This is a genomic window from Bacillus sp. JJ1503 (genome assembly GCF_036965125.1).
Taxonomy (GTDB): Bacteria; Bacillota; Bacilli; order Bacillales; family Cytobacillaceae; genus Cytobacillus.
In genome coordinates this window covers 1-3,986 of the sequence record NZ_JBALOZ010000490.1, presented here as the reverse complement: position 1 = coordinate 3,986, position 3,986 = coordinate 1, and the positions used below count along the sequence as shown (strand labels likewise).

The 3,986-nt window shown below is 34.8% G+C and carries 3 protein-coding genes and 1 pseudogene; 3 read left to right on the top strand and 1 reads right to left on the bottom strand.

Annotated features, from left to right (window positions below; all coding sequences use genetic code 11):
• Positions 1 to 44 precede the first annotated feature (44 nt).
• Positions 45 to 305: a hypothetical protein gene (locus tag V7149_RS25715; protein WP_335348394.1), complete on the bottom strand. Its 261-nt coding sequence runs from the start codon at positions 303 to 305 to the stop codon at positions 45 to 47.
• A gap of 207 nt (positions 306 to 512) precedes the next feature.
• Here V7149_RS25715 and V7149_RS25710 point away from each other — a divergent pair, with 207 nt between their 5' ends.
• The 3 genes and pseudogenes from V7149_RS25710 to V7149_RS25700 all read left to right on the top strand — a co-directional run.
• Entirely contained in the window at positions 513 to 2,045 is a 1,533-nt protein-coding gene (locus V7149_RS25710; protein WP_335348393.1) for a spore germination protein, read from the top strand.
• A 10-nt stretch (positions 2,046 to 2,055) separates the two neighbouring features.
• Positions 2,056 to 3,159, top strand: coding sequence for a GerAB/ArcD/ProY family transporter (locus V7149_RS25705; RefSeq protein WP_335348392.1), 1,104 nt, complete (start codon positions 2,056 to 2,058; stop codon positions 3,157 to 3,159).
• A pseudogene (locus V7149_RS25700) lies at positions 3,140 to 3,986 on the top strand (Ger(x)C family spore germination protein); the annotation flags it as partial. The gene V7149_RS25705 and the pseudogene V7149_RS25700, both read left to right, overlap by 20 nt.

Here is a 3,986-nt window from a genome sequence, read left to right as displayed (position 1 = left end):
AATATAAGAAAGAACCCGCTCTACAATGCGGGTTCTTTCTTATATTAATAGCCCATATTAATAAACATCGAAAAGAAAAATGCAAATAATAGAATGACTCCAATAACAAGCAGAATAAATAAAGCAACAATAATCCATCCTAACACTTTTCTACCCGTCACTATAAGGTAGATACCTAAACCTAATAATCCGAAAACAAATCCTAGGATTCCCCAAAGTACCGGACTTTTCCCATGCTTTGGTGCATCTATAACCATAAATACTGTTATGGCGATACTTAATAATAAACCAATACCATACTCCATTTCTTCAACTGCCTCCTTCCCCTGCTCAAAAAACAACAGATACTAAATTTCTATACAATTTTAACGAAAATATGCGAATGGATTAACCCCAAATGTTTGACAAAAATGGATTAATAGTCCATTACCAACCCTCCGGATCTTCCAAAACTTAAAAAGTACATAATTCCCATGCAAATTGGAAAATTTAAATAGAGGGAGGGAACCAATATGATTGGTGGACTTATTAAAAAACTGCTTGAACATAAAAAGATAAATACCCAGTTTAATGAAATATCGAATGCCAAAGATATTGAACTGAAGAAGCAATCGATAAGTCCAAACTTAGAAAAAATGATCGACATTTTTAATCATATCTATTCTATACCCTTAAATAAAGGCGTGATCATTCGTACCATTAATATTGGCGGTTTGAATATCAAAGCTGCTACCATTGCCATAAATTCCATTTCTGATTATAAAATTATTGAAGAACATTTACTTTCACCATTGCTGACAAATGAAAATTCGGAAAAAGAAATTGAAGATTTAATAGAATTTCAATCGCTCGTTAAGATTCAGATGATACAAGATGCTATTGACAAAATTAATGATGGAGGCCTCATCCTCATCGTTGACGGATTTCCATTTGCCTATGGCATGACTGCTAGTGCAATGGCTAGCCGGCAAATTGATAAGCCAGAGAATGAATTAACTTTAAAAGGATCCAAAGAAGGATTTACTGAAAAGCTCAATGTTAATGTTTCTTTAATTAGAAAGAGAATTAAAAATGAAAGCCTCATTTTTGAAACATCTGTTATTTCAAAAAGAGCGAGAAATCAAGTTAGCATTGTCTATCTCAAGGATTTAACAAATGAAACATTACTTCTTAATATCAGGGAAAAATTAGCAAAGCTTGATGTAGATTCAATTCATAATATTGCCCTATTAGAGCAGTATATTGAAGATCGAAAAACTTCATTATTTCCTACAGTATTATATACAGAAAGGCCGGATCGCGCTGTTTCATATATTGATAACGGCTATATAGTTCTAATTATGGATAATTCTCCAGCTGCCCTTGTTGTTCCGGCTACCTTTTGGTCATTTTATCATACAGCTGAAGATCATTATATGCGATTTATTCCTGCTAATTTCACTAGATTAATGCGGATGATGGCAATTTTTATCACACTATTCATGTCAGCAATTTATGTGGCTATGACATCCTTTCATGCGGAAATGATACCGCACGATTTATTATTAGCGATTGCTGCCACGAGAGAAAGGGTGCCCTTTCCCGCGTTTGTCGAAGTATTTCTAATGGAAATTGCCTTTGATCTTATACGTGAAGCCGGGTTAAGGGTTCCAGCCCCAATTGGACCAACAATTGGAATTGTTGGAGCCCTAATACTAGGACAGGCTGCCGTACAGGCAAATATAGTTAGTCCGATTGTTGTTATTGTTGTTGCACTAGCGGGACTTTGTTCTTTTATTCTAGGTGATGTTAATATGGATTATTCTATCCGTTTAAGCCGCTACTTTTTTATAATGACTGCGGCACTATTCGGAATTTATGGGATGACAGCTGGCTTTGTGATAGGAATATTTTATTTAGTCTCATTAAAGTCCTTTGGTGTTCCTTATTTAGCACCGTTCACTCCGAGATATTTCTCATCAAATGACAGTCTTTTCCGAAGGCTGCTGCAAGACGAAGTGTTCAGACCAGGTTATTTAAAGCCTAAGGATATGAAAAAAAACTAGGAGAATGTTAATGGATCAATTAAAGGGACAAATGGGGATTAGGGAATTTTATGCCATTATTGTCATCACTGTAGGTACGAAGCTTGGAGATGACACACCTACAATTTTATTTAATCATTTAGAAACTGCAGCTTGGATGGCCCCTATAATCATTGGGGCAGTTTCCTTTTTCCCATTATTCCTGCTTCTTAAAACACTTAACTTATATGGAAATAAAAATTTAGCTGAAATCATTCTTGATTTATTTGGAAAATACCTCGGATTTATCATTCTATTTATTTTATTTGCGATTTTTTTCAGTGCCCTGACCATCGACTCTGCCACTTATGGAAATCTCATTTCAACGATGTATTTTACAAAAACACCTTTTATTATCATCCATGCCCTATCCATGGCCTTATGTGCCTACGGAGCGAAAAAAGGAATAAAGCATATCGGGTCGGTTTCATGGGCTCTTCTTATTTATATAAAAATCGCCCTTCTTGTAGTCTTATTGCTCCTGTTTGTCAAAGGTGAATCAAGCTTTATATTTCCAATCTTCGGACCAGGTAAGTGGGAAGTACTAAAACACAGCGTAACGCATTCATCCATTTATGTAGATTTATTTTATTTGGCTCTCCTATTCCCATTTATCTCTGAGAAAAAAAGTTATAAAAAAGGCATTTGGATCGGCCTTTTATTCGTAACAATTGAATTGTCTGTTTCCATTATGGGCTATGTCATGCTGTTTGATTACATTGGCGTGAAGATGATGAATTATGCTTTTCATGAAGCGATTCGTTATTTTGAAATTGGGTTTTTAATTAATGTTGAAACTTTCTTTTTTCCATTTTGGCTTGTCGCTGCCTTTCTCCGATTTACGGTTTATTTATATTTAAACGCTCTCATATTTAGTTATATTTTTAAAATCAAAAATTTCAATTATCTCATTCCAATCATGGCAACTTTAGCAGTAGTACTTGGATTGATTCCGGAAAGTCCCTCTTTTACACTTTTCCATTTACGAGAGAAATTGATCTACATAACGACACCGGTTTTTCTCATATTCCCTTTTGTGATTTGGATATTTGGAAGGATAAAAGGAGTAAAAAACAATGAAAACGTCTCAAATTAAACTTCTCTGTCCTTTGATTATCATAGTACTACTAAGCGGATGTTGGGATCAGAAGGAAATTGATCGGAGAGATTATGTTCTTGCGATTGGATTTGATAAGGCTGAAGATCAAGGGATAGAAATTTCCTTTTTGATTATAAATCCCGAGGTAGGCTCGGTTCAGATGGGTGGTTCCACGTCAGAACCTCCAACAGAAATTATTTCCTTTAAAACAAAGGATATAATTACAACTGAAAGTTTTGCAAATACCATTGTGGCAAGGGAAATTTCCTTTGATATGATCAGAATTATTATTGTTTCTGAGAAGCTTGCAAGGGATAAAGATTTTATTAGATGGATGTACGATGCCATAAAACTAAAAGACATTCGAAGAGATAATTTCTTAGTTTTCACAAAGGAAGATGCCCGTAAATTTATGGAAAATAATAAGCCAAGGCTTGAAACTAGGGTACATAAATATTTTGAAAATATTATTAATCGCGGAAATGAAACTGGTCTCATTCCTTTTTCTCAACTGCATACGTATTTAAGAATAACTGAGGCTGATGCCGACCTCTTTTTAGGTATTTATGCGACAACAGAACCCGATAAAGATGAGATTAATGAAATGAGGAATGAGGATAATATTTTTGCAGGGCAATTTAAGCCTCGGGGAAAAACGAACAAAACTGAGTTTTTAGGATCAGCTGTTTTTAAAGAAGGGAAAATGATTGGAAAACTTACAGGAGAAGAAACACGTATATCCTACCTATTAAATAATGTCGATCATGCCACAGATATGCTTGCTTCGGTTCCAGACCCATTTAATAAAAATTATAGCATGGGGG

Coding starts and splice junctions, on each gene's coding strand:
- V7149_RS25715 (WP_335348394.1), bottom strand. CDS start 305: ATGGAGTATGGTATTGGTTTATTATTAAGTATCGCCATAACAGTATTT.
- V7149_RS25710 (WP_335348393.1), top strand. CDS start 513: ATGATTGGTGGACTTATTAAAAAACTGCTTGAACATAAAAAGATAAAT.
- V7149_RS25705 (WP_335348392.1), top strand. CDS start 2,056: ATGGATCAATTAAAGGGACAAATGGGGATTAGGGAATTTTATGCCATT.